At 56.6% G+C, this 24,657-nt stretch carries 25 protein-coding genes and 3 pseudogenes; 9 read left to right on the forward strand and 19 right to left on the reverse strand.

Annotated features, from left to right (window positions below):
- Nucleotides 1-59: 59 nt before the first annotated feature.
- The 4 genes and pseudogenes from IP81_RS21375 to IP81_RS16275 all read right to left on the reverse strand — a co-directional run bounded on the left by IP81_RS21375 (nucleotide 60) and on the right by IP81_RS16275 (nucleotide 2,339).
- The gene (locus IP81_RS21375; protein ID WP_231627022.1) at nucleotides 60-308 is read right to left on the reverse strand and encodes a hypothetical protein; all 249 of its coding nucleotides are present in this window, start codon (nucleotides 306-308) and stop codon (nucleotides 60-62) included.
- 3 nt (nucleotides 309-311) lie between these two features.
- Nucleotides 312-485 (reverse strand): annotated as a pseudogene (locus IP81_RS21710) (ISNCY family transposase); the annotation flags it as partial.
- Between the two features lie 15 nt (nucleotides 486-500).
- A complete protein-coding gene (locus IP81_RS21380; protein ID WP_231627024.1) occupies nucleotides 501-647 on the reverse strand; it encodes a hypothetical protein in 147 nt (48 codons plus the stop codon).
- Between the two features lie 348 nt (nucleotides 648-995).
- Nucleotides 996-2,339, reverse strand: coding sequence for an NAD-dependent succinate-semialdehyde dehydrogenase (locus IP81_RS16275; RefSeq protein WP_082356245.1), 1,344 nt, complete (start codon nucleotides 2,337-2,339; stop codon nucleotides 996-998).
- A 113-nt stretch (nucleotides 2,340-2,452) separates the two neighbouring features.
- Between IP81_RS16275 and IP81_RS16280 the strand changes: the two genes are divergently transcribed.
- Nucleotides 2,453-3,091: a FadR/GntR family transcriptional regulator gene (locus tag IP81_RS16280; protein WP_054109069.1), complete on the forward strand. Its 639-nt coding sequence runs from the start codon at nucleotides 2,453-2,455 to the stop codon at nucleotides 3,089-3,091.
- Between the two features lie 33 nt (nucleotides 3,092-3,124).
- On the opposite strand, the gene IP81_RS21385 is transcribed toward IP81_RS16280, so the two are convergent.
- Nucleotides 3,125-3,451, reverse strand: a complete 327-nt coding sequence (locus IP81_RS21385) for a hypothetical protein (RefSeq protein ID WP_231627028.1) — start codon at nucleotides 3,449-3,451, stop codon at nucleotides 3,125-3,127.
- Nucleotides 3,452-3,642: 191 nt separating this feature from the next.
- Between IP81_RS21385 and IP81_RS21545 the strand changes: the two genes are divergently transcribed.
- The 7 genes and pseudogenes from IP81_RS21545 (at nucleotide 3,643) to IP81_RS16315 (ending at nucleotide 8,499) form a co-directional block, all read left to right on the forward strand.
- Entirely contained in the window at nucleotides 3,643-3,777 is a 135-nt protein-coding gene (locus IP81_RS21545) for a hypothetical protein (RefSeq protein ID WP_255352440.1), read from the forward strand.
- Between the two features lie 12 nt (nucleotides 3,778-3,789).
- Complete coding sequence (locus IP81_RS16290; RefSeq protein WP_054109071.1) at nucleotides 3,790-4,941, forward strand: alpha/beta hydrolase; 1,152 nt, start codon at nucleotides 3,790-3,792, stop codon at nucleotides 4,939-4,941.
- A 4-nt stretch (nucleotides 4,942-4,945) separates the two neighbouring features.
- Nucleotides 4,946-5,980 carry an aromatic ring-hydroxylating dioxygenase subunit alpha gene (locus IP81_RS16295; protein ID WP_054109072.1) on the forward strand — a complete coding sequence of 345 codons (1,035 nt, stop codon included), beginning with the start codon at nucleotides 4,946-4,948 and terminating at the stop codon, nucleotides 5,978-5,980.
- Nucleotides 5,980-6,387, forward strand: coding sequence for a VOC family protein (locus IP81_RS16300; protein ID WP_054109073.1), 408 nt, complete (start codon nucleotides 5,980-5,982; stop codon nucleotides 6,385-6,387). The genes IP81_RS16295 and IP81_RS16300 overlap by 1 nt, the downstream gene beginning before the upstream one ends.
- Complete coding sequence (locus IP81_RS16305) at nucleotides 6,384-7,028, forward strand: O-methyltransferase (RefSeq protein WP_054109074.1); 645 nt, start codon at nucleotides 6,384-6,386, stop codon at nucleotides 7,026-7,028. The genes IP81_RS16300 and IP81_RS16305 overlap by 4 nt, the downstream gene beginning before the upstream one ends.
- Before the next feature lie 96 nt (nucleotides 7,029-7,124).
- A pseudogene (locus IP81_RS19865) lies at nucleotides 7,125-7,442 on the forward strand (hypothetical protein); the annotation flags it as partial.
- A 127-nt stretch (nucleotides 7,443-7,569) separates the two neighbouring features.
- Nucleotides 7,570-8,499: a LysR family transcriptional regulator gene (locus IP81_RS16315; protein ID WP_054109076.1), complete on the forward strand. Its 930-nt coding sequence runs from the start codon at nucleotides 7,570-7,572 to the stop codon at nucleotides 8,497-8,499.
- 221 nt (nucleotides 8,500-8,720) lie between these two features.
- Here IP81_RS16315 and IP81_RS21035 read toward each other — a convergent pair whose 3' ends face one another.
- From IP81_RS21035 to IP81_RS16365, 9 genes are all read right to left on the reverse strand, one after another.
- Entirely contained in the window at nucleotides 8,721-9,074 is a 354-nt protein-coding gene (locus tag IP81_RS21035) for a hypothetical protein (protein WP_231627030.1), read from the reverse strand.
- A 232-nt stretch (nucleotides 9,075-9,306) separates the two neighbouring features.
- Nucleotides 9,307-10,866 carry a bifunctional 3-(3-hydroxy-phenyl)propionate/3-hydroxycinnamic acid hydroxylase gene (locus IP81_RS16330; protein WP_082356252.1) on the reverse strand — a complete coding sequence of 520 codons (1,560 nt, stop codon included), beginning with the start codon at nucleotides 10,864-10,866 and terminating at the stop codon, nucleotides 9,307-9,309.
- Between the two features lie 2 nt (nucleotides 10,867-10,868).
- Nucleotides 10,869-11,939 (reverse strand): alpha/beta hydrolase, encoded by a 1,071-nt coding sequence (locus IP81_RS16335; protein WP_054109079.1) that lies wholly within the window; start codon nucleotides 11,937-11,939, stop codon nucleotides 10,869-10,871.
- Nucleotides 11,940-12,400: 461 nt separating this feature from the next.
- The gene (locus IP81_RS16340) at nucleotides 12,401-14,734 is read right to left on the reverse strand and encodes a TonB-dependent receptor (RefSeq protein ID WP_082356247.1); all 2,334 of its coding nucleotides are present in this window, start codon (nucleotides 14,732-14,734) and stop codon (nucleotides 12,401-12,403) included.
- 507 nt (nucleotides 14,735-15,241) lie between these two features.
- Nucleotides 15,242-15,805, reverse strand: a complete 564-nt coding sequence (locus IP81_RS16345; RefSeq protein WP_054109081.1) for a cupin domain-containing protein — start codon at nucleotides 15,803-15,805, stop codon at nucleotides 15,242-15,244.
- 18 nt (nucleotides 15,806-15,823) lie between these two features.
- Entirely contained in the window at nucleotides 15,824-16,942 is a 1,119-nt protein-coding gene (locus IP81_RS16350) for an FAD-dependent oxidoreductase (RefSeq protein ID WP_054109082.1), read from the reverse strand.
- Between the two features lie 119 nt (nucleotides 16,943-17,061).
- The gene (locus tag IP81_RS16355; protein ID WP_054109083.1) at nucleotides 17,062-18,024 is read right to left on the reverse strand and encodes a VOC family protein; all 963 of its coding nucleotides are present in this window, start codon (nucleotides 18,022-18,024) and stop codon (nucleotides 17,062-17,064) included.
- A complete protein-coding gene (locus IP81_RS16360; protein WP_054109084.1) occupies nucleotides 18,021-18,425 on the reverse strand; it encodes a cupin domain-containing protein in 405 nt (134 codons plus the stop codon). Before IP81_RS16360 ends, IP81_RS16355 begins: the two co-directional genes overlap by 4 nt.
- A gap of 322 nt (nucleotides 18,426-18,747) precedes the next feature.
- Nucleotides 18,748-19,170, reverse strand: coding sequence for a transposase (locus IP81_RS16365; RefSeq protein WP_197274676.1), 423 nt, complete (start codon nucleotides 19,168-19,170; stop codon nucleotides 18,748-18,750).
- 135 nt (nucleotides 19,171-19,305) lie between these two features.
- Between IP81_RS16365 and IP81_RS16370 the strand changes: the two genes are divergently transcribed.
- Complete coding sequence (locus tag IP81_RS16370) at nucleotides 19,306-19,629, forward strand: hypothetical protein (RefSeq protein WP_157573313.1); 324 nt, start codon at nucleotides 19,306-19,308, stop codon at nucleotides 19,627-19,629.
- Between the two features lie 34 nt (nucleotides 19,630-19,663).
- On the opposite strand, the pseudogene IP81_RS21715 reads toward IP81_RS16370, so the two are convergent.
- The 5 genes and pseudogenes from IP81_RS21715 to IP81_RS16390 all read right to left on the reverse strand — a co-directional run.
- A pseudogene (locus tag IP81_RS21715) lies at nucleotides 19,664-19,762 on the reverse strand (IS630 family transposase); the annotation flags it as partial.
- 77 nt (nucleotides 19,763-19,839) lie between these two features.
- Nucleotides 19,840-20,349: a flavin reductase family protein gene (locus IP81_RS16375; RefSeq protein WP_054109087.1), complete on the reverse strand. Its 510-nt coding sequence runs from the start codon at nucleotides 20,347-20,349 to the stop codon at nucleotides 19,840-19,842.
- Between the two features lie 155 nt (nucleotides 20,350-20,504).
- The gene (locus IP81_RS16380) at nucleotides 20,505-20,927 is read right to left on the reverse strand and encodes a YciI family protein (protein ID WP_157573314.1); all 423 of its coding nucleotides are present in this window, start codon (nucleotides 20,925-20,927) and stop codon (nucleotides 20,505-20,507) included.
- 11 nt (nucleotides 20,928-20,938) lie between these two features.
- Nucleotides 20,939-23,170 carry a TonB-dependent receptor gene (locus tag IP81_RS16385; protein WP_082356249.1) on the reverse strand — a complete coding sequence of 744 codons (2,232 nt, stop codon included), beginning with the start codon at nucleotides 23,168-23,170 and terminating at the stop codon, nucleotides 20,939-20,941.
- Nucleotides 23,158-24,522: an MFS transporter gene (locus IP81_RS16390; RefSeq protein WP_082356250.1), complete on the reverse strand. Its 1,365-nt coding sequence runs from the start codon at nucleotides 24,520-24,522 to the stop codon at nucleotides 23,158-23,160. Before IP81_RS16390 ends, IP81_RS16385 begins: the two co-directional genes overlap by 13 nt.
- Nucleotides 24,523-24,657 lie beyond the last annotated feature (135 nt).

Consider the following 24,657-nt stretch of genomic DNA (forward strand, 5'->3'; position numbering starts at 1 on the left):
CGCGGCAGCAGCAGTTCTTGCATCGCTTTGGCCATCGCCAGCGCTGCGTCGAGGTGCCCTCAAGTCGCATCGCCTTCACCAACCGATCCTAACGCACTCTCGCTCTCGACCATCTTCAGATGCATGAGCTCGCTGGTCGCGTCGTCGATGTAGACCAGCAGCGTGCATTGCGGGCCGCGATCCTCAAACCACCAGTGCTTCGAGCCATCGACCTGAATCAACTCACCGCGGCAATCCCGGCGATACCGCGGCTGATAAGGGCGCGGCCGCCGCACATCGCGGTCCTTCCACGAACCTGCAGCGATCATGATCTAGCGAAGCGTCTCGCACGCAACCGTGATCTCTTGACGTTCGATCAGGTACTCACGCGCGAGCGTCGGACCGAAATCCGCGTAGTGTTCGCGCACAATCGCAACAATCTGATCGCGCATGGCATCGCTGTACCGCCGGTTACTGGGCCGGCCGCGCTTGCGCGAGACCAGGCCGGATGCGCCTTCGGATCACAGTCGATCGAGCAATCGGAATATCTGCCTCCGCTTCAATCCCAGCAATCCGGCCGCGTCCTCAACCCGAAGCTCGCCGCGCTCCACGCGCAGCAGCGTATCATACCGCGAAAGTTCGCCATAGCTCATCGCCAGCACCGTCATATGCGTGCTCTCCTGACCCGCAGGAAAGCCATGCCACCAATGTCAGCGGGACGACGCCTAGGGTGTCATCTCTATCTAGCGCAGGAATGTCATTTCTATCTGGCTCTTACACCATGGCAGCCAGGCATCAAGGGCGCTAGGCCGCGTGCGGAATAGATCCAGACGCTTACCGCGCAGAAAATCGCGTACGAGCTTGCGGCTTTACCCCGTTTCTCGAATAATCTGGCGGAACGAGATCCCATTCTGTAAGAGTTGCTTGATTGCTTCATTCGTCTCCTGCCGGCGTAGGTATCCGTGATAGCGGGCTTCTTTGCGCCATAGGGCATCGCCGTTCGAAAACCGGATCCGTCAGATGCCGCCGAGCGCTACGTATTTGGTTTCGAGGTATTCCTCGATGCCGATTTGTGCGCCTTCACGGCCCAGTCCGGATGCCTTAACGCCACCAAACGGGGCAACTTCGGTTGAGATCAGCCCTTCGTTGACGCCGACTATGCCAAATTCAAGCTCCTCGACGACGCGGAATATCCGACCAACATCACGAGCGCACAGATATGCTGCAAGCCCGAATGGTGTATCGTTGGCCATTGCGATCACCTCGTCTTCGGCTTCAAAACGGAACACCGGGGCGACAGGGCCAAGGGTTTCGTCATCGAAGATCATCGCACTACGCGGCACGCCCGCCAAAACCGTGGGTTCAAAGAAATTGCCGCCGAGCGAGTGACGTTTGCCTCCGGTTAAAACATGCGCGCCTTGCGCCATGGCATCGGCAATGTGTTGTTCGACCTTGGCAACAGCGGCCTGGTCGATCAATGGACCAATGGCCGCACCCTGTTCGGTCCCGGCAGCGACCTTGAGCTCGGCGGTCGCCGCAGCAAGCGCGGCCACGAAAGCGTCGTGGATGCCCGCCTGCACAAGAAAACGGTTTGCACCAATGCACGATTGGCCACTGTTGCGATACTTTGCCACCATCGCGGCACGCACCGCCACATCCAGATCTGCATCGTCAAACACGATGAACGGGGCATTCCCGCCCAGCTCCATGCTGGTGCGCTTGATCGTCGTTGCACATTGTTGCAGCAACAGTGCACCAATTTCCGTCGAACCTGTGAAAGACAGCTTGCGCACGTGTGCATTGGCCGTGAGCTCGCCGCCAATCGCCTTTGCGCTGCCTGTAACGATATTGCACACACCGGGCGGCACTCCGACACGCTCGGCCAGCACGCCGAGAGCCAGCGCAGTAAGCCGTGTCTGGCTGGCAGGTTTGATCACCCAGGTACAGCCTGCCACCCATCCGGGGCCAGCCTTGCGTGTGATCATCGCAGCCGGAAAATTCCACGGCGTGATAGCGGCAAAGACACCCACCGGCGCCTTTTGCACCAGTATGCGCCGTCCATGCAGATTTTCTGGTATCACCTGCCCCTTGACGCGTTTGGCCTCTTCTGAAAACCATTCGATGAAGCTTGCGGCATAGAGCACCTCACCGCGCCCTTCTGCCAGCGGCTTGCCCTGCTCCGATGTGATCAACAGTGCAAGATCGTCGATGTTCGCGATCATCAAATCAAACAGGCGGCGCAGGATCGCAGACCGCTCCTTGGCCAACATCGCGCGCCATGAAGGCAATGCCCTTGCCGCTGCATCAACCGCACGGCACAGCACAGCACAGCACAGCACAGCAGTGAGAAGCGCTATCATAGGTCAGTCTAAAATCGACATTGATGCATGTTAATTATTAAATTAAGCTTATTTTTTGTGGGAGAAGCCTATGGTATCATGCCGTACAGGAGTTGAATTTGAGCCAAGATCTAATGCGCCTGCGCACATTCCTTGATGAGACCGTGGAACGCGGTGAACAGCGCTTGCCACCAGAACCGCGCCTCAGCGAGGAGATCGGCGTATCACGCGGACGGCTGCGGACTTTGCTGCGCAAGCTTGAAGAAGAAGGCGCCATTTGGCGGCATGTAGGCAAGGGCACATTCGTTGGCCCGCGCAACCATGCCAATCTGTCGGCAGCGGCGGTGCCGTATAGCATGGATGACCTGCTTCAGGCCAGAATCGTGCTTGAACCCCAACTCGCGTCGGTTGCAGCCATGCATTCAACACCTGACGATATCGCCCTCATGGATGCCTGCCTTGCAGAAATGCAGCTTTCCACATCAATGCTGCAATGGAAGCGCCTTGACGAGCGGCTTCACCATGCAATTGCCAATGCGACCCATAACCCGTTGTTGCTTATGTTATACGATACCTTACGGGCGCAGACACAGGTGACTTACGACAGGCGGATCGAAGAGGTTCTTAACAGCGACAGCCGACCGAAACAAAGTTCCCAGAACGAACATGGCGAAGTGGTTGAAGCCATTCGAAACCATGACCCGGTTGCTGCGGAGAATGCGATGCGCTCCCATCTCAAAACAGTCAAGGCGCTGCTATTCGGGCTCCGATAAGTGTTCTGATCTTGCGTCATTGCGCTCCGGTGCTCACACGAAGCGCACAGTATGAACCAGCAGGAAGCGCGGATCGGTACCCTCTTCAAACACCCCTCCAATGCCGATCAACGCATTGGCGAGTGCTGCAATATCGGTGTCGTCGGCAATGCCAATTTCGCCAAAGTGCCGATGGGCGAATCCGGCATCATCAGCACCGCGCAGCACCTCGCACTCCTGCGCAAACATCATCACGGTACCTTCAGGTTCACTGAGATTCGCTTCATCGGGGCCAACCTTCTCCCGGTAACTATCACTATCCTTCGACGAGGTCGCATCGGCATCGACTGCTTCCATAAGGACGGTATCGCCAAATCGCATGAATTCCGTGCGCACCACTCCGTCGTCGACCAATTCAATGCCACGTCGTTCGGCAATACACGAGGATGGGTGCGGTTCTGTTCCTTGCTTGCGAGGCCTTGACCCTGATGACCGGAACCAGTCTGGTCGTTGATGGCGGATGGACGGCTGAGTAGAGGGTTGCATGCATGCTTGCCGATCGGATATAACTGATGGAGGCCGAAGCAGTGGCCGATTGGCTGCTCGCCCGCGTTGACGAAGTCTGCATGACCGGACCGATCCTCTACCGCCTGAACAATACCCTGCACGTGATCGTTGAACTGCCGATCAGACCGATCCCAGCCTGAAGAAAGACCCTCATGTTCGAACCGTTCCCGGGAAACTACGTCTGGAACCTTGGCATTAATCTGGCGCTGATTGCGGGCGGCAATCACGGTGAACTTGACGAGGTTTGCCGCCCTGTGCGCGAAGCTGCAAAAGCGGGGGCCGATGCCGGGTCCGCGCAGCTTTTCGACAGCTGGATTGCAGTGGCAGATCAGGTCTCGCGCAATGCAGCACGCGACGAAGCCGATGGCTTTGCCCTGTCTGCCGGAGCGAAGTATCTGCGCGCATCAGGTTACTATCTGGGAGCCGAGCGATTGCAGAGCCGGGACTATGCCCCCCGGTGGATCGCCTATGACAAAGGGCTGGAACTGTACCACAAGGGCTGCTCACTGAGCGGGTTGCATGTCGACAAGGTGGAGATTCCTTACGAAGGATCGCACTATTCGGCGATCTTCGTGCACGATGGTTCGGGGACTCCGCGTCCCACGCTAGTCTCGGTCAACGGTCTTGATTCGATGAAAGAGCAGGTCGATATGGCCGGGCACGGTGCAGTGAACCTTGCGCGCGGCATGAACACCTTGCTGCTCGACCAGCCCGGCACGGGCGAGGCAATCCGCAAGCGCAACCTGCCTGCCGTATTCGATGCCGAACGCTGGGGCAGTCCGGCGTTTGACTACCTGCTGACGCGCAGCGACGTGATCCATGACAAGATCGACATCTTCGGCTTGTCGTTCGGCGGCTATCATGCCCCGCGCATTGCCGCCAACGATCCGCGCTATGCGCTATGCGCGGTGATGGGGGCCAACCACGTCTGGGGCCAACGCCAGCGCGAGCGAGTCGCCAATGAGGGCGAGAACCCGGTTCCGCATTATTGGGATCATGTGATGTGGGTATTCGGGATCGGCAGTCAGGCCACGTTTCTGGAATATGCTGATCAAATCACGCTGGATGGGCAGGTTGAGAAAATTCGCGTGCCATTCCTTATCACCCACGGCGAGAACGACCGGCAAATCCCGGCTTTCAATGCACAGATGAGCTATGATCAGGCAGTGAACAGCCCGAAACGCACGTTGCGCCTGTTCACCAAAGCTGACTTCGAGGTAGAGCATTGCGGTGCTGACAACGGCACCGGCATGCGCGATTATATCGCTGATTGGTGCGCGCAAACATTTGCTGAAATGGAGTGATGAAATGACGCAATACCTGAAGAACACCTGGTATCAGGCTGGATGGTCGGATGAATTGCCACCGTACGAAAGCACGATATCAAAGCCGCTGGCGCGTACAATCTGCGAAGTGCCGATCGTGTTCTTCAGGACTGCTGACGGGGCCGTGACCGCATTGTTTGACCGCTGCCCGCATCGTTTCGCTCCACTATCGGCAGGGCGAGCAGGCCCGGACCGCATCGCCTGCGGATACCATGGTCTGGAATTCGGCGTCGACGGCAACTGCGTGCACAACCCGCATGGCCCGGTTGTTTCGGCGCTGACGGTTCGCTCGTTTCCGGTCATCGAACGGCATACCGCGATCTGGGTGTGGCTGGGCGATGCCGAACGCGTCGATCCTGCGCTGCTGCCCGACCTTGGCTATATCGACGAGACGCCAGCACCTGCGCGCATCGTGGGATATATGCCGACAATGGCGAACTACCAATTGCTGACCGACAACATCCTCGATTTGAGCCACGCCGACTATTTGCACCCCACATCGCTGGGCGGATTCAATACGGCAGCAAAGACCACAAATCGGCAAGACGGCAACAGGGTGCGTGTCGATTGGCTTGCGGATGACTGCGTGGCACCGCCGGCCTTCCGTGCGGGGCTGAACGGCGCAGAACGGGCCGACATGTGGATTGAGGTTGTTTGGCAAGCCCCGGCGCTTATGACATTGACGTTTGCCGCCTCTCCTGCCGGCGCGCCGCGGCGTCCCGAGGACGAGGGCTATACGTTGCACAATATGGTGCCCGAAACGGCAACGACAACGCATTACTTCTATTGTGCGACCCGGCGCTTCAAACTGGACGATGAGCGCTTTAGCGGATTCCTGAAAGGTGCGCTGGCACAGGCCTTCAATGAAGAGGACAAGCCGATGCTGGAATTGCAGCAAGCGCGGATTGGCAGCCACGATTTCTGGGACCTTGAACCCGTACTGCTCAAGATCGATGGGGCATCAACCCGTGTGCGCCGCACTTTGCAAGCGATGATCGAAGCAGAAGCACACAACTGATGGCCGAATTCACCTTTCACCATGGAGGCGTTTCGGTTCCCTCGCTGAACGAGGCGTTAGAATGGTACGGTCAGGTTCTGGGCTTTGAACTCGAAAAGCGTTTTTACATCGAGGCAGCGCGAAGCCACACCGCCATGGTGCGCAAGGGACCACTGCGTTTCGAGATTTTCGAGGTCGAAGGCGCAAGTCCCCTGCCCGATGATCGCCGCCATCCGCCGCGCGACGTACAGACACACGGCAACAAGCATGTGGCATTTTGCGTCGATGATCTGGAGGCGTTCCTTGCCGAAATGGAAGAAAAGCAGGTCGACGTGACCTTCGTGGTGCGCGAGGCTTTCGGCAAAGGCTGCTTTATTCGCGATTGTGCCGGAAATCTGATCGAGTTCGTCGAGGAGACCACATCATGATTTTTTCTGATGCCCGCGTGGCAATTGTCTTTGACCGCTACAAGCAACGCGAAGCGGCTGATCGCAAAAGAATGCAATCGCTCGGCCCTGCTGGATTTGCCCTGCGCGACGAGTTTCTCCTGCCCGTCGGCGAAGACGTGGGCGCAGTCCTGCATACGCTGGTGCTCGCCCGTCGGCCAAAGACCATTCTCGAACTTGGAACCAGCTACGGCTATTCCACCCTGCTGCTTGCCGATGCCGCACGCAGCGTCGGTGCGACCGTTGTCACCATGGAACTGGCCGATTACAAACAGGCCTTCGCCCGTGAGCAACTTGAGGAGGCGGGCCTTGATGGAGTGGTTGACTTCAGGTGCGGCGATGCCTTGGAACTGATTGCCGCCGCCTCTGGCCCATTCGACTTCGTGTTGCTTGATATCTGGAAAGATCTTTATCGGCCCTGCTTTGAGGCATTCTACCCCAAGCTTGCCGAAGAAGCGATCATCGCGGCCGACAATGTCATTTTTCCCAATTTCGACCGGGCCGAAATGCGCGCCTATCGCGCGGCCATAGCGGCCCTGCCCGATCTTTCGAGCACGCTTTTGCCGATAGGGCAAGGCATCGAACTGTCGGTAAAATGGAGCGCGGGTAACGCCAAACTCTGAGCCGGGAAAGTGCCGAGGGCTAAAACCAGACCGGCTATTGAAGTTATCGGTGAACTCGGCCTTTGGGCCTGACGCTGCCACCATCGACGAAGATATATCCGTCGCAGGCACTTTCGCCAGGGCATACCCATTCGCGAGATCAAGCGGCGCACCGGCTTATCGCGCAATACGATCCGCAAATATCTTCGCGCCGACACCGTGGAGCCGGTGTTCAAAGTTCCAGACGGGCCGAGCAAGTTGGAGCCGTTTGTCGAGAAGCTGACAGGTTGGCTGCGGGTGGAGACTGGCAAGGCGCGCCCAGTCAATGTCCGGTTCGCCGCCTTGGCCAGCCATTATCTGTTCGAGCCGGATTTCTGCAATCCAGCCTCGGGTTGGGAGAAGTGGCAGGTCGAGAAGAACGTGCAGGATGCCCGACATGACATTGTCATTTGTTCAATACCATCGCATCGACGCAGCCCATCGGGCAGAACAGAAGGTACGCCTCACACGCAAACCTATCGCTGTAGTGCGCAAGCCAACAACACGCTAAAGTGAGCAGCTTATGCAACGACTCAACCTGCTCAACGTAGATCTGAACCTGCTGGTGGCGTTTGACGCGCTTGTAGTCGAAGGCAGTGTCTCACGCGCGGCCAGCAGAATCGGGGTGAGCCAACCGGCCATGAGCCGATCCCTGAAGCAATTGCGCGAGCTTTTTGGAGACGTCCTGTTCCGGCGGACGTCTGATGGAATGCTGCCAACCCCGCGCGCGGTCGAGCTGGCCCGACTGCTCAGACCCAGCCTTGAAAACATCTCAAGCACGCTGAGCCAAAAGCTGGAGTTCAACCCTGCCAAGGCAGAGCGCAAGTTTGTCCTTGCCATGCCAGATATGGCTGCAACGCTTGTTCTACCCACGCTTTGCCGGGAATTGAACCGGACTGCGCCCGGCATTGAATTGCGAATAATCAGCGCAGGCAATCGCGAAGCTATGGCGAAAGTGGAGAACGGCCAAGCCGAGTTTGCCCTGGGGGTTTACGAGCACCTTTCGACCAGCGTGTGCAGTGAGAATATGTTGCCATTGCGAGAGGTATGCATTGCAGACCCCGGCAATAATGCACTCGTCAGCGCCAATTGCGATCTCGACTCGTTCCTGTCCCTTCCCCATGTCGCTGTTTCGATCAACGATGATTTCGGCACGCCGGTCGATACGCTTCTCGCGACGCTCGGCCTGCAGCGGCAGATTGTCTATACAACGCCCTTTTTCACATCCGTACCCCGGATGGTTGTAGGTACCTCGCTCGTCGCTGTCGTCGCCGAAGCACTGCTTCAGACCATGCCCGAATCCGCCATGCTGATGCACTTCCCGGTTCCCTTGCCGCTGGACCCGGTGATGTCCAAACTGATCTGGCATAAGCGATGGGACGGCGATCCTGGTCACGAATGGTTCCGCCGCCAGATATCACGCGCATCGCAAAGCGCGATTCTGCAGGTTTAGAGCACTTTACGTCCGGTCAGGCAGCAGCCAGACGCTTCCCCGGCATACGCAGCGTAGATCGGCCAAGGCGCGGACAGCGATGCGTCGGAATGAAAGTCAAGCCCATGTCGAACAGTGTGTTCGATAAAATGACTGTATATCAATAGGCTGCTTACGGACGAACGAGTGTTACCACTACATTTTTCGATTGCCGTAAGGGACGCGCTGGTGCGCGGCGGCGCTTACGCCGCTGCCTGCTCGGTGATGCTGGCCGGGAGAGCAATGCCGACGGCCTTGAAGACGTTACCGACCTCGCCTGTTACGTGCGTGCGGGTGCCCAAATCGATTTCAGAGGTCTTGCCGCTGGTTTTCAGATAACGCCAATAGGCTGAGTTGCCGACCAGCGCCTTGTCACCCTTTTTGAGCTGGGCCTGAAGGCCATCGATAATGGCCGGCCGGTCGGCCTTGTCCTTCTTTGCCTCGGCCTCGTTCAGCGTGAGAATGTAGCACTGCGCGGTCTTTCCGGTGCCAACGCGTACTTCCTTGACCCAGAGCTGTGTTTCGCCAGCCTGCCGTTCGAGAACGAGCGGGATCATTGGAGCGGTGTCGTTCAGCACGACATCTCGGATGACAATGCTGGTGCGTGCAGCCGGTGTAGTGTGGCAACGAATACAGCGCGGTCGACATCAAAGCCAAATCGGCGCCCTTCCACCCGCAATCACGATGATCCAGACTGGCCGGAAAGTGCTCAAGTTCGCCACTGGCGGCAAGAGCACCCTTGCGGCCAAGCGCCTTGATGGTGCGCTGGCGGTTGATCCGCCCCCTGCGTCATGGATCGACCTTTGTCGTAGCATCGCCTGAAGCGCATATTGCAGATAGCAGATTGCCTACCAGCGAACGCACCCCCTCGCCATCCGGACGCGTGCCGAACACCACAAAGTCCGGCCGGTAGAGCATGCACTCGATCCCGTGTTCTGCAAAGAATGCAGCGTAAGTGCCATCCACGTCGATCAGCGCGTCAAGCGATTGGACCAGTCCGCCGATTGCCGTAAAGACCGACTTAGTCTGCTCATCCAGCAGCTTGAGCGTTTCTCCTGTACGGCAAAGCAGCACAAATCCGCGCCCAACAACATCATCGAACCGACCGCGCCGCTCGTTCAGGCTGACTGTGCCCTGATGGGATATCTTCCCTCTGAGCGGCGACGGTTCCGGATCAAGTAGACCTGATGTTATGAACGGCAAGTCAGGTTTGGCCGGCGGATGCGCGCGCATCGCTTCGTCACGAAGCCTTGCCCGTTCCGGGTCGTGTTCATTTGCGATTTGGCCCAGCCCGATCGCCATCCGCGTGATGATGGTGACATGCGGCTTGCGTTCAACTTCATAACTGTCAAGCAGATCGGGCCGCGCCAGACCGCGCAACACCAGATCTAACCGCCAGTCTAGCGCAATCCCGTCGCGCATGCCTGAACACGCCCCCTGCCCAAGGTAGGGCGGCATGGTGTGGCAGGCATCCCCTGCAAGCAACACTCGCCCGATTCGCCAAGTGTCAGCACTACGCGCTTCAAAACCGTAGACCACTTGGCGGGTGATCGCCACATCATCGGGACCAAGACCATGGCGTTCACGCAACCAGTTCCAAGCAAATTCCGGCTTTGTGAAAGACGCAGGATCCTCGCCTTGTAAAAGGGCCAGTTCAACGCGCAATCGCCTTGTCCCAACGGGGAGATGCATATGCCCTCGGGCTGGATCGCAATATTGGATTGTGCTGTCAAAGCGTTCGGGCAAAGGCCGCAGGATCAGCAGATCGATATTCAGCCAGCGCTCGGCAAAACCCAGATCTGTCCGCGTGATTCCTAACGCTTCTCTGACGAAGCTCTTCACCCCATCACTGCCGACAAGGTAAGCGGCGCGCAATTGCCGTATTTCTGTTGCGGGCTGGCTTGCAGGACGAATGCCGAGCGTAACGCCTGAGGCATCCTGATCCAGCGACACGGCCTCCCACCCCGTTAGCGTCGTGACCGAAGCGGTCGCGACAACACGATCATGGATTGCTTCCTCGATGTCGGGCTGAAAGATAGAAATGTCGGCAGGGTATCCCGAAACACCGGTAACCGTGCCGTTGCCTACCCTGGTCAGCAATTCGCCTGCTGCATTCACAAAACTATAGTGCTGCACCGGTGCGGAATCACGTAGGGCATGATCGACGTCGGCTACCGCCTGGATGATACGCGCGGTTTCATCGTCGATATGCGCCAGACGCGGATGTTTGTAGAGCTCAGGCCAGCGCTCGACCACCGCTACCTTGTGCCCACGCGCTCCCAGCGCTGCTGCCAGAACCAGACCAGTTGGGCCGTAACCCACGACAATAACATCAAACTCCTCGGTCAAGGTCACTGCTCCATGGTCAAATGATCAACAAACCACGCTGAGACGAGGGCATCGCGATCGGTGGCATGATTATAAATGGTGTGCTCTCCGTCCGGCCACGTCAGCACAGTTGCTGCATCGCGATCACCCTCACGCAGAAAGCCTAATTGCGCGCCCACCGCCACGAGGGGATCGGCCCCCCCTTCGACGATCAATGTGGCACAGGCGATCGGACTGGCCTGCGGATCGAACCCCAGATCGCCAACACGGCGCGCAAGTTCTGGGCCTTCCACTCCGAAGACCGCTTCCATCTGCTCACGAGCGGTACGGAAATCCGGCACTTTCATGTCAGGAACAGCGCCATTTAGGCAAAGCGCCGTAATCCGGGCATCTGTCGTTGCAACATGGGCGGCGATCAAGGCTCCGAAGCTGTTACCCATAATGCCCACGCGTGCCGAATGCCGGGCTGCTTCATCGACAAAGCTTGAGACAAGGGGAATGTTTTCGCGTGAAAGAAACAGGCCGCCGTCCATGCGGGTCTCGCCCTGTCCCGGTGCTTCGGCGAGAACTACGGCAAGGCCACGCGCCTGCATGGCACGCGCCATTCCAAAGTAGGCTGTGCCCCAACCACTCAGTCCGCCCACGATGACAACCGCTCCCAGCGGTGCTGCGTGGGGAAAGCACCAACCAGCGAGCCGATGGCCTTGGAACTCAAGGTGCAGTCGATGGTGGCTGAGAATGCCCAGATCGGCGGATCTTGCAAAAAGGGCATTGGCTTCACGGTACATCGCGACTTTTTCTGGCGAATCGTGATTGAATTCCAGTTGCCCGACCAGCAGCGCCGCTCCGGCCCACAGGTGGTACTGTGACGCCATAGCGCGCCGGTTTGCGGAAAGATGATGAACCGCCATGGCGATATTGCGATCGGAAAGCGAACGGGCCATTTCCGCCCAACCAGCGCAGTGCCCATCAAGACCGCCAAGAATGGCAGCATCGCTTCTGGCCATGCCGTAATCGATCATCCGCGTCTGCGGTATGGCGCGCTTCAGCGCCAACATCGCCTTTTCAGGATCGTCTATCGCAGTGCCTGACAATACTCGTTCCTCTCCAGCGTCTCGTCAATGCGAGCTATTTCGCCAGAAATGATCGCAAACCGTATTCAGAGCAAATCACCAATTGATATCATGGATATAACATTTGTGGATATCACGGGTGCAGTCTCGCATCTGCGATGGTCTGCGCAAAGCAAACACTCGCAACAAATCAACCGCCAAGCTGTAGATTCCCTCTGAACCAGTGTATTGGCTGATCTGCTCGCCGATATCCTCGCCTGCATTGCGGACCATCCGGCCACAAAGCTCGATCACCTCCTGCTCTGGAAGAGGGTGCCGCGCTCCGAAGCCATCCCCGCCTAAACCAGACTACGCGTCGGTCGCCATCATCCCGCAGCATTCACCGGACGGATACGCCCACTGAACAAGGCCAGTAGAAAAAACGAAGTCGGCGGCAGTAGTGATACTGCCGCCGACCATTTATCGGAATAGCCGGTTATAGTTTAGAAGGCGAAGCCGGCGCGAACCCCCACAACGCGCGCTGTAAGGCCAGCAATTGGCCAGCTGCGAATGGCTCCAGTTCCTGGCACTAGCGGCGCAAAGTAAGCCATTGGCTCACGCTGCTTGGTCAAGTTGCGGACATATACCGACACATTCCACCCACCGTTTGATTCCCGAATACCGAAACCGGTATTGATAATCGCATGGGCCGGGAAGATAAACGACGGGTCGGCACGTACTGCGTAAAGCACCTCGCTTTTGTAATTGACGTTGGTGTTGATGAACGCTTCTACGCTATCGTTCAGTGCTTGCATATAGTCGGCTGACAAAGTGACCTTGTGCTTAGGCGACAGTAGGAACTGTCGGCCACCGATGTCGAGCGGGTTTGTCGGAGTGCTATCCTCGGCAAGGAAGTTGCTTGGGAACCTCACGTCATTGAACTGATAACCGAGGTTTACATTCAGTCCGGCAACCACCGTTCCGCTCACGTTGAATTCGAAGCCCTTAGAGACGACTTTCGAATAGTTGATGGGCGAACTGATGAGTTCCGTACCTCCGGAAATATTAATCAATCGATTGATTTGGCCCTGGAAGTTGAATAGGGAGTTGTGGAAAATGTTTGCAGCAAGCTGTACTCTGCCGATGCTGGCCCTTGCTCCCAATTCAAAAGAATTGGCTTTTTCTGCATCCAGTTGGAACAGCACGCCAGAAGGATCCGTACCCACTGCCGGTGGCTTGTAACCGCGTGAATAGGACCCATAGAGGTTGATATCATCGGTTGGCTTAAAGCTCAGTCCGATACGGCCTGACAAGGCATCGTCATTCAACTCAATCGATTGGTTTGTTGCCAGGCCGTTTGTGCCCAACGACGTTGTGTTATTGAAATCATCGTAGCGCAGGCCACCGAAGGCTTCGATCTTGTCGTTGAGTTGGATCGAGGCATCAAAGAAACCCGAAAGTGTCCGGTTTCTTGTGACTTCTCTAGTGAAGAGTGGTTGCCGTCCAGGTACGCAGGCGGTGCCGCCCGCGTTGCATATACTGAAGCCGATGCGGTTGTCGCTGGCTGCTGGACCAAAGGTAAACGGTCGTGGTCCGTTTGGAACTCTCTCAAACGCAAAATCGGTGTAAAAGCCGCCAAACACGAGTTCTATCCCATTGCTGGAATAGTTCGCCCGCAATTCCTGGCTGAACCCATTGGCGCGCTCATCATTGCGTTCATTCCGTGCTGAAAAGCCCCACGTATTTCGGGAGAAATCACGTCGGGTGTTGAGGAAATTGCGTTCACGGAAGTTGCTTACCGAAGTCAGTGTCAGCGAGTCGCTGACATCGAGTTCAAAGCGACCGGTTAAAGCATATACTTCGGTTTCCACCACGGATGACAAAGCCTCGCAGTATTGGTCGGCACGTGCGCTGAATTCGGTCATTCCACACGTCGGTCCTGCCAAATTGTTGCGAAGTGCATTTCCTGCTGGCGATGTATTTGGCGCGGCGCTAGTGACAGCGAAGGTCTGTCCGTCTTCGTCACGCCTGCCATATTCAGCGGTAATATTGATGCGCGCAGTGCTTGACGGTTCGATCAGCAGTCTGGCGCGAATGCCAAGGTCGCTGAGTTCGTTATCCTTGCCAGCAGGGTCGGTGGGGGTTGCATTCATCCGACGTTGCAGTCCGCTTTCAACGCGATACTGCGAGGCAATCCGGAGGGCGATCCTGTCGCTGAACGGCACGTTGATGGCAGCGTCATAGATCTGCTCGCCGAACTCTGATCCAGCCGTACCTTTATCTGCAAATTGTACGCTGCCACTGGCGGCAAAAGCCTTAGTGGAAGGCGCCGTTGTGCGAACGTTGATCACACCAGCAGACGCGCCCTGACCAAACAGGGTTCCTTGTGGTCCGCGCAGCACTTCAACGGCAGACAAATCATAGAGTTGCGGGAAGGCAAGGTTCCCGATAGGTGCCTGATCGACAACGAGGGCCACCGATGAGGACACGCTGGGGTTGAAAACGCCGGTACCGATGCCGCGGATGCGCCCACCACCATTCGATTCGCCGCCAAAGCTTTGACTGATTTCCAAGGCTGGCGTGGTACGGGCGAGGTCTGTCAGGTTGTAGATCTGGTCGCGCTCCAGCTGGTCGGAGCCCACAATCGACACAGCCAATGGCACGTCGACAAGGTTTTCCTGACGCTTGCGCGCCATCACGATGATTTCGGGGGCAGTATCGTCCATTGACGCTGCCGGACTGTTGCTTTGCTGTGCAAAGGCTGTTGCCGGCAGGCATACACTTACCGCAGCAAGCGCCAAGGTCGAAACTCGGCTTAATTTCAGGTGGTTCCTCATATTTTCTCCTTTTTGATTTCTAGGCAGAACGAAAACCAGAGCGCGTTTTGCCAGCTTCCATTTGACGTGCGGCGCTCAATCCGCGTTTGTGTAACCTGTCGGCAGTCTCCCAGACGATACGGTTGGCAATGATGCTTGACCTACTTATTATAGCGATTTGGCTATATTGATCGGTATTATACGTATTTAATCTGCCTTCAAAAAAAGGAACGCTTGCCGTATCTATACAAAACCCAAAATTTTTCTAGTTACACTTCATTTCTGAAAACTGCTTGTCCAATTTCCCTTCTCATTAATGAGTATATCTCCGTATAAAATAATAAATCTCATTTTAAAATTTATTAATCCAGCATACCCAAATTTTATCTATAATTAGATTATTAAATTTTTCTGCCTCTTATTAAACTGATTTTTTCTTTTTAAAAAGGGATGATCAATCTCAAGTTGCATAAATTTTTTATTGAAGTTTAATTTTCGCGTTTTATCAAATAATTATATCGATACAGATCAAATTGAAATTCCATCGGTGAACTTGCCGTCAATTAGAATGAAGGCCATTCGGCAAACGCGCCCGGAACGGTTGGCCCAAGCATGGTTCGTCCCCTTTTGTACGACAATGTCTCCTGTACGAACTACTGTTTCGCCCTTGTCGACGATCAGAGTAATCTCTCCGTCCAGCACAATGCCGTAATCAATGGTCTCGGTGCGATGCATGAACGGATGAGGGGCATCGCCGCGTCCACGTGCGGAGGCATCGCCAGCACCGATTTTTTCGAAGTGGGCCTTTGCTTCTTCGTCACTCATGCCAAAGATGTCTTCGGCATCCGGCTCAATGTCCAAAACCCTGATACGTGTTCCGTTCGTAGGTGGCGCAAGAATAAGGCCAGCTTCCTTCGGTTCGCAGCCCATTCGATCAATTGCTGCGGGCGTTTCACGGGTGTTCCACACTTCGTAGAAGGTCGGCCCATGTGGTCCGAGTGATTCCACACGCTCAGGTTTCCCGTCGGATACAATTATCGCAGCCCCACCGGAGTCATGCCCGGTCACGATGCGGCGGAAAGGCTGTGTCATCGTTTTCCTCCAGTTGAATCAGATCGATGCGACGAGAAGGCGCGCGCTGGCATCCATCAACGCCCCGAACTCTCGAGGGTCAGCCCCTGCGATTTCCATGGCCCCGAGCCGAACCGAGTTCTCGACCACCAACCGGCATCGTTCAAACCGACGTTGGCCAAAAGCCGTGAGCCCGGCCTCAATCGAACTTGCCCTGGCAAGTTCATCACACAACACAATGGCATCTTCAACGGCAATGCCTGCGCCCGATGCAAGATGCGGTGTTGTAGAATGCACGGCATCGCCGATCAGAACACACCTGCCTTGATGCCACGGAAGCGGCATCATCAACACTTCAAGCGGGCGGTAAAGAATGCTGGAATGATCTCCCAACTCCTCGCGGACCTTGTCCACGCGCCCGCTGAAGCCGGCAATTACAGATCGCATGTTCTCAATCAGATCCTCGTCCCGTTTGCGCTGCTTCTGCGGCTCATTTTCCAGCGCAAACATGTACATTTCCGTGGGTGAGCACGGCACGAATCCGACTTTGATCTTTCCCAGATAGAATTCGGCATCGACCATGTCGGCAGGGCGCGGCGCAAGGAGGCGCCAGCATGCCTGTCCGGTATACTTGGGCTCGGACGAGTCTGGAAACAGCATCTTGCGAGTGGCAGAGAAGCAGCCATCTGCGCCCACGACCAGATCGTATGCTTCTTCCCGACCGTCACTTGACTGCACGAGGACACGTTCGCCATCGTTCTCGATGCTCGTGGCGACAACGCCCAGTTGGACATTCACCCCGCAAGCCCGAACCTCTTCGCATAGTAGGCGGTGCAATACAGGCCGCAAGATGCCACCACTATGGGGAATGTCCGGATCGTCCAGGTGGCCCGGCATCGCGCTAATCAACTTGCCCGTCTGATCGAACAGCTTCAGTCCTTCGGTCAAGGCGCCGTGTTCGCGGATCTTGTCGAGCATACCAAGCTGCCGAAAGGCCCGCAGAGTGGCACCTGTCATCGTCAGGCCGGCGCCATAAACCCGCCAAGCAGGGTCAGCTTCGAAAAGGTCGACGTGAACGCCAGATCGCGCAAGCAGGAGGGCTGTCGAATTCCCGCCGACTCCTCCGCCGATCACCAACGCCTTGCGAATATCTGCCATGATGTTGTCTCTTTAACTGGACCACACGCACTCAAAAGGCCCGGCCTTGCCGATGAGTATGCGCAACGTTTGCGACCATATCACCTACTAAGAAGCCACCCGATTTGCGTCGCCCGAAGTCAGGCGCGCCGTTCTGCTTCAATACTGGCTGTTGGCCCGAATGCTCCATAGGCCATCGACCAGCCCTTCACCTCGTCCATCGTTTCCCAAACTCCCGGTTCCCAACCATCGTCGGCGCGGTCCATATCTGCAGCCAGTTCAAACGCGCAGCCCAAGGGTGTGTTGAAATACCAGTACCAGTTCGAGCCCATCATATGCCGCCCAGGCCCAAACACAGTCTTGAAGCCCGCCTTGGTAAGCCGATCACCCCCGATCATCACTTCCTGCATGTCCCGGAACTGGAATTCGATATGCTGGAGGCTGTTCTGGAAAGGAGCCTTTCCGGGGTTAAGGAAGAAAATGCTGTGATGGTCAAAATGCGCCGCAGCGCGTAGCAAAATGCCCTGATTGCCCGAGACGCTGTCTGTAACCCGGAAACCAAGCCGCTCTTGATAGAAGGCTGCGCTCTTTTCAGGATCACGGCTCCAGAACACCAGATGACCCATGGCCCGCGCAACCTGCGGTTCATCGAATGAAACGCGCGAGTTGATTGGCCGACCGCCCTCCACCCCCGTCACGTTTATTTCTGCCGGGGCCGCTTCATAGGCACGACGCCGGGTAATGCGAAATGCAATTACATGACCGTCATCATCGACGGACGAAAGCAGACCATCTTCGCTCACGTGCACGTCTCGGTCGCGTGATAACTCGCTCGATATGAGATCAAGCGAAGTCTGATCCTTGACGCCCCAAGTATAGCGACGACCAGTTGGTTCATCAATCATAGGCGCAGGAAGTGTGGCGTCGTCCTTTAGACGTAGCGTAATCGTAGAGCCGTCAAGGCTCTCCCAGATGCTCTGTGCTGCATCACGCGCGATTTCCTTCAGGCCATAAAGCTCAAGAAAGCGGCAAGCGTTATCCATGTCCTCAACACCGAAAAGGATATCCTCGATGCCCGTAATGCTTGGTGCAGTATCGCTCACTTAGTATTATCCTTGGGCTTGGAGAAAGGTTGCACACCATCAGCCACCTTGCGTGGTGGCTTTGAGAAGAAAGCGAGGTGCAGGCTCCCCTTCTTGGTGAAGGCGGCGTGCACGCTGCCAGCCTGGCGGACGGCGAAATTGCCAGCGGTCACCACGCCATCGTGATCTTCGAGTTCGCCCTCGATGACAAAGGTCTGTTCCAGTCCGGTGTGCTCATGCAACGGAGCCTGAGCGCCCGGGGCGAAACGGAACAGCACGGTAGATGCGCCGGTTTCTTCATCCTGGTAAAGGATCTTCGCCTCAACGCCTTCGTCGAATTCCCGCCATTCCATTGACAGCACGTCAATGATTTCGGTCTGGCCTTCGAACGGCTTGGACCTTGCTCCCACTTCCTCCGCCATGGTCTACCTTTCTCGATTGAGAGGCCGAAAGTGGCCAGCATGGCACACTCTCCCAACCGCGCTGAGCTCTTGGATTAATTCATACTTTGATTGATGTCAATTGATAGATTGAACTGACCCCCGGCAATTTTTACGGATGGCATGGAAGAATGCAGAGGTTAAGGGCAGGGAGCCATTGATCTGCCACCCTTCAAAGTGGTCCAAAAGCTCTGTTTTCTTGGATTATGAAAGAGTTTTGTAGCGCGACGAAATAAGTTGAGAACGTGATTCTCGCGCATGGTTTTTGTCGCCACCATTACCTTGAGCGGTCCGGGCGGAATAATCATCCCGCTTGCCTCACTGCAGCAAGAACGCGCCTGATATGATCAGCGCTGACCTCCGGCGAAACATTAATTGCCAAACCGCCGGTGCGGATCCCGATCTCAAGCGCATCCCAAGCCATCGGCACCGCCGATGCCGGTTCATCCACGATTACCACAGCAAAACCCAAGGGCTCACCCGCCAACTTACGGCCCCGAATGTGATCGTGCCGCCAAGCGTATAGCAGTTGGGGCAGGAGATCATGGGTGCGGGCAATCTGCGCTATGTTGGCACCCGGCTCAAAACTTGCGGTGATTACGCGCGCCTTCGCCTCGTCGGTCCATCTACGCCGCACACGACCCGCCGGAATGACGTCCATTCTTGATGGTCGCTGATGCTCCGAAGTTGCGAAACTTGTTTCGAATGGACCTTCGTCACTCGCCATTACGGTACCCCTCATTTGAGGACCAACTCATAGCCGCCTAATCGCCGGTAAAAATATGGAGGTGCTTTTGCGCTTACCCAGTCCGGCTTCAATGCCGAGAAACTGAAGCTGCGCGCGGCCGAGAGACTGGTCAACTTGATCGCCATATTCTGCAGTCTGGGCTGGCGGATCTTCTGGCTTACTATGCTGAACAGAGCGCACACAAATGATGATCCCGGGTCCGCACTGACCGCCACCGAGATCGTGATCATCGATCGAATTGCCGCCCGCTCCGGGAGAATGACTGCAAACGCGCCGCCGATTTCATCGTACCTGACCGAGATCGCGGGCCTGGGCGGTTATCTCGGTCGACGACACGCCCCTCCGCCCGGCAACATGATCATGTGGCGAGGTTGGACCCGGCTCATGGACATCCGACTTGGCGTCGAACTCGCCGCCCAGCCACTTGTGGGTAATTGAAAGCCACGCCGGATGGATACGATCATTCTGGGTCCTATCCGCAGGAGCTGAAGTAGTTGGCGCATTCGGTGGGCTGGAAGACATCGAGGAGTTTGCCGATGAGTTGCCACAGCCCGCTGACCATGCCAGCCCCCGTCGCCAACATGGATTATGAATCAGAAAATCGTTGTGCTGCGAATCCCCCGCGATTCATTGCGCTCGAAAAAGGCTTTAATGCAAAGGTACCAACTGCCCCAGCGCGCCGTTGGCCCAGCCCAAGATATCTTCGCGCCCTGTGGCGATCAGGTCATAAACCACCCCGATCAGCAAATCGTGGGTGCCGAACGACAGTGTTTCGCGCACTTCGCAAAAGATACTGGCCGGGGCACCAGCGATGTACCACACTTGCCCATGCTGCTGCCAGTCAGGCTGGGTAAAACGCTGGTCGCGCAGATCGGCGCTGGCGAATGAGGCCATGTGGTCGCGCAGTTCACTGGCAAGCAAATTGATACAAAACTTGCCGCTGGCCAGCATCCCGGCATGCGCCGAGCCTGAACGGTTGACCGAAATTGCCATCGAGCAGGGTTCGAGTGAAATCGGCATGATCGCCGACATGGCAAGGCCGATTGGCTGGCCAGTATCGGCGGCGAAGCTGCTGACAATACCGACCGGTGCAGGCAGGAAGCGCAACACCTGCTTGATCGAGCTAGCCAGATCTCCATTGCGAGTTTGCGTGGTCATGGCTTTTCCTGGGAGTGCGAATTTCAATTGCCATCACGGCTAGCCTCGGCGGCCCCAGGACCAGTGTAGCAACATCGCGCGAAGGCGATACAGGCCACGGCTCCTCAATAAAGAGTTGGGCATGGCAAGCACGCAACCACAAAGCGGCGCGCAGGCTATTGGGGGCGACTAGCCAAGGTCATATCTTCGTGCCCCAATGGATGCCCCCTCAGACAGCGCCAAGGGTATATCGTCAGAGATACTACTGCACCGGCCAGGAAATAAGGATCCTGCTCCATGAATTGGCGCACCTTGGCTTCACTGTCGGACTTAAAGATTAACAGCCCGCCCCCGATCGCACCTTCCGCATCAAGGTACGGGCCGCCCTGAACGATCGCAACGCCTTCAGCCCCGGCAGCCAGATGTTCGGAATGTGCCTTGCCCAAGCTCTGGAGGAATTGCGGAGCTTGCGCAGAGTTTTCGGCGATCACGACGTAAAGGTCTGGCGGCATGCGGCGGTTCCTATCGGTCACTTTTTCAATTTCAAAAATGAACCCGGGAGCGGGATCCTTGGGCGTCCGCTCCCGGGCTAATGGCACAATGCCCAGCCTTAGAAGTTTACCTGAAGGCGAGCACCAAACATCCGCGGTGGCTCGATATGCGCAGTGTAGTACCGTACGCCGTTAGGAGCATTTGCCGGGACGCTGACCCCGCTTGTGTAGATCGCCGCGTTCGTGATGTTCGTGGCAAATGCCGAGAGTATCCAGCCATTGCCCGGAGGGGTATAGGTAACTTCAAAATTCACGTTGGTATAAGCTGGCGCCGTTCCGTTTGGTCCATAGGCGATGTCGAGGAAGCGGCTGGTGACTCTTTGCACAAAAACCTTTGGCACGATCTCACCTTCGTTCGCGAGTACGAATTTATGCGAGTAATCGGCCTGAATCGTCCAGGTTGGGACCCGCGGGAGCGGCAAGCCGTCGCAATTGATGTTGAAGAATGGTGCTGTGCCCGCCGTGGCAGAACACAACGACAGCTGTGCTGGCGTGTAAGCACCTGCACCGATTTGAGAGAAACTGAAACTATCGGCCCTTGATTTCAAATACTCCGCGAAGAAATGCAGGCTGCCATTAGCGGTCGGCTTCCAAAGAAGGTCTATGTTGCCGCCATAAACCGTGGCACGACCAACATTGAAGGTCATGAACCCTTGGGGACCGGGCGCTCCGTTGGCAGCGCAGACCTGGGTGAGCGCACTGACCTGCTGCCCCTGTGTCTTGGTCAGGAACGCCTCACCGTTGACCTGGAGTGCGTTGCCGAAGAACCGGTTACGCGATCCGAATAGGAAAGATCGGACGTCCTCTGGACCAAACGATGGACCTCCACAGGGAGTGGAATTGGTACCGCCACCCTTAAATCCGGAGGTTCCGGTCGCATACAGCATAGACTGCGGCGCGACGTCCAATTCCAGTCCGAACTTCCAGTTGACCTTGTTCACTTCCAGCGGAGCGAACTGGTTCACCCCGCTGGTTGGCACAAACGGAATAACTGGTGGAGCCCCTCTTCCGTTGACGAATGTCCCGTCGGTAGCCTCATTGGTGTACCGCAATCCGCCAATCAGACGTAGCGTTTCGGATACGCTGTAAATTGCATTGCCAAAAACTGCCTTGGAAATAGTTCTATCCACAAATTGTTGCGACGAATTGAAACTACCCTGTCCTGGATAGATCGCGGCATTGTTTTTGAAGTCGAAGTAGAATCCGCCCAAAATCCATTCCAGGTCGCCGATCTCGCCAGCCAGCCTCAACTCGGCAGAGATCGTGCGGTCATCGACCGTTTCACTAAATCGGAAATTGGAATTGAAGGACACGACCTCCTGCTTTTGCGTGCGATAAGCTGGCACGAAGGTCAGTCTGCCAAATCCCAGGTCGGCGTTGATTTCCGCGCTGACGCCCCACAGGTCTGCATCAATGCTGCGGTCAGTCGGGGCCGTGAATGGTGCAGTTCCAGGGCCAAACTGAAACGGGAACGGAAGCAGCCGCGTATCGGTGTTCGAATACCAGGGATTGTTCTGGAACACAGGGCGGGTTGTCACGCCCGACCCCTTGCCGCCAACGTGCGATGCGTCGGCATTGATCATCACGTCGAAGCTGTCGCTTGGCTTCCAAAAAAGGCGCAACCGGCCGGCGCGTGTCCGCTGATCCTGTGCACCGTCAGAAAGGTAGCCATCGCGATCAACGATCTTGCTCGATACGCGTAGCGCAACCTTCTCGCCCAGAGGGAGGTTGATAGCAGCCTCGCCTGCGACAAGATTAAAATTGCCGGCTTCAAAACTCGCAAAGCCACTTGTTTCGTCGAGCTTGGGACGTGCGGTAATCAGGTTGAGAACGCCACCGCTGGCATTGCGGCCATAGAGCGTGCCTTGCGGGCCTTTGAGAACTTCAATTCGCTCCAGATCGAAAAAGTTGGCCGTTGCAGCCGAAGGGCGCACCAAGGCTACGCCATCGATATTGAAAACGACGCCGGACTGCGCACGTGAATTTCTCGCTGCGTCTCCGACACCGCGAATGAATACCTGGGGATTAGGTCCCGACGAGCCGATCTGCACTCCCGGAACCAACGCATTAAGGTCATTGGGGCGACGAACAGTAGCGATCTCGTCCCGAGAAAGTACCTGCAGCGATAGTGAGGAACGCTGGACCGTCGTTTCCTTGAATTCCGCAGTAACGACAATCTCCTTAATTCCCTGCTCCTCATCTTCCGACACGGTAGCGGTTTCGGACTGCGCCATCGCCATTTGCGAAATGCCAATAAGAAGCAGTGGTGATAACTTAATCAATTTAGACATTCTGCCCTCCCAAGATACTGTTTTTCAGTTGAAATAACCATTGCCGATGAGGTGAAAATCAGAAAAATTCCGGATATCAGGACTGGGAGTGGGATGGCTGCCATAAGGGCCCACTCCAGCGCCCCCGCATTGCTATGCAGTCCACCGAGGCGATCGCTAAGGGCTCCAACTGCCCAAGGCGCTAGCCCGCCACCAACGATGCTCACCGCCGCCAAAATCAAAGCTGTTGCCAAGCCCCGAAGGCGGTCAGGCGCGAAATCGAGCGCAAGGGTGCTGGCTGCAGTTCGGCTGGAAAACAGCAGCAGAAAAAACACCGCCGCCATGCCCACAAACAGATTGAATGTTGGCGCCAGCAACATGCCGATCGCGAATGGCACCGAAGCAATCGCAACCAAACCCGGAAGCCGCGCACCGAGCGACTGGTTGCCGGTTCGGCCGATCACATAGGCCAGCAGATAACCGCTTCCGACGTATCCGACCAACATGATTGCCCCGAAGAAGAGCGCGTTCATCAGTGCCCCGAGCCACAGGTCTATTCCGAACTTGCGCATCATGAACGCGGTCAACCACACGGGCATCACGCCAACCGGAATGCCTACCGACAGCTGCGACACAAAGAGCCAGAAGAACCGCCGATCCTTCAACAACAACCGCCCGTCGCTCATAAAGGTCGATTTGCCTGATGATCGCTCTTGCGGCCTGGCTCGCGCAGGATTCTCCCGCACCACCAGCCACACCACCACCGCGACCACCAGGCCGAGAATTCCGAAAACGATAAACGGAGCGCGCCACCCGTGGGAATGGGCAATGAGGCCAGCTATCGGCACGCCGACCAACGCGCCGACTGCGGCACCACCCTGAAATATGCTTACCGCAACGTGGCGCTTGGCATTGCCGAAGCTTTCCGAAATGAGGGACAGGGAGGTGGGCGGGCCAGCTGCCTCGGCCAGGCCAAGGCCGATCCGGGATACTGCGGCGTGCCATATATTCGTGGCGAACCCGTTGAGCATTGCGAACAATGACCACACGCCGACCGCCCCAGCCAGCAAGACGCGCCGATTACCGTGGTCAGCCAGTCGCGCCATCGGCAAACTGAACGTTGCATAACAAAGCACGAAGGCAGCTCCGCCAAGCAGGCCCATCTGAGCATCGCTGGCACCGAGCTCTTCGCGCATCGGCTCCATCACTAGAGAAAAATTGTAGCGATCAACCGCAGCGAACAAGTTCACCAAGGAAAGGACAGCAAGCATCGCCCAAGCGCGCCGCCCGACCTTGTCGCCAACCAGCGCAGGAGACCGCTCACCTACCATGCAACATCTCATCCTTCCCCCAAAGTCGATGCGATTCCACATTCAACCTAAAAACCTATTTATTGACCTAATGGACGTTGGTCAAGGTGCAAAGAACTATCCGCAGTGCTGCTTGACATCAGTGACCTTCCGGTCTCGGGCAAGCTCTGCAGCGATCTGGTCAAGCGTTTCCTGGTC

Source organism: Novosphingobium sp. AAP83 (assembly GCF_001295795.1).
In the GTDB taxonomy this organism is placed as follows: domain Bacteria; phylum Pseudomonadota; class Alphaproteobacteria; order Sphingomonadales; family Sphingomonadaceae; genus Novosphingobium.